The sequence below is a fragment of the Streptococcus sp. SGI.013 genome, assembly GCF_050315295.1.
Classification (GTDB): Bacteria; Bacillota; Bacilli; order Lactobacillales; family Streptococcaceae; genus Streptococcus; species Streptococcus porcorum.
In genome coordinates, this window is the sequence record NZ_JBNPOS010000083.1 from 1 (window position 1) to 807 (window position 807).

General features: G+C 40.3%; 1 protein-coding gene and 1 pseudogene. Both read right to left on the bottom strand.

What is annotated here, in order from left to right; all coding sequences use genetic code 11:
• A partial coding sequence (locus ACQRDX_RS09385) for a type IV secretory system conjugative DNA transfer family protein (protein ID WP_427896633.1) occupies window positions 1–588 on the bottom strand: 588 nt, incomplete at its 3' end.
• A pseudogene (locus tag ACQRDX_RS09390) lies at window positions 588–807 on the bottom strand (hypothetical protein); the annotation flags it as partial. The pseudogene ACQRDX_RS09390 and the gene ACQRDX_RS09385, both read right to left, overlap by 1 nt.

Here is an 807-nt window from a genome sequence, read left to right on the forward strand (position 1 = left end):
ATCTAAAACCTTGACCTGATAACCGTTTTCTAAAAAGAGTTTACCTGTCTTCTCAGCCAAATGGTCTTTAGGATCTACGACAATATTGGAACAATTAAGTTGGATAAGGTTGGGTTTCACAAAGCGAAAGGTCTTACCTGCCCCAGAACCCCCAATGACAATCAAATTTTTATTTCGGTCAAACTGGGGTTTCTTCTTTTCCAACAAGGTTAGACGAACATCACGAGCCATAATCGTGTCATTGAAAGGATTCTTACTGTAAAAGTTCCGCTTTTCCTTACTGTTTCCAAATCGTGCAGAACCGTATTCTTCCCCTTCTCGATAGACTTTCTGTCCTGTCGATACATAAAGATAGACTAGTGTCATCATTAGAACCCCAAGGATAAAGGCAAGAAGAGATTTTTGAGTAAAGGAAAATAGCCATAAAGGATTGAAAACCTGATTTAACCCCTCTCCTAAGAGGTAGGCAAAACGTTCCATAGGTGGGGCATTGGTTAAACTATCATAGAGCAGGGTTAGACGATGGCAGAAATAACCAAAGGCGAGCCCCATGAGTCCAAAGACTAAAGCTTTTCGTCTTGAATACATTACAAGGTCACCTCCTTGGTTTTGACTGCCGAAGGTTCTGTCACTCTTATTTTTTCTTTGGCCAGTTCTATCTCTTGGTCCAAGGTTTTATCAAAGGTTAGACCTTCTAACTTTTCTGGATTAGACATCAGTTTCTTCACCAGTTCGTCCAAGTGATGATCGAGCAAGGTCTTATCCTTGGCATAAAAGTAGAGATAGTCTTTTTGCCAACTAATTGCA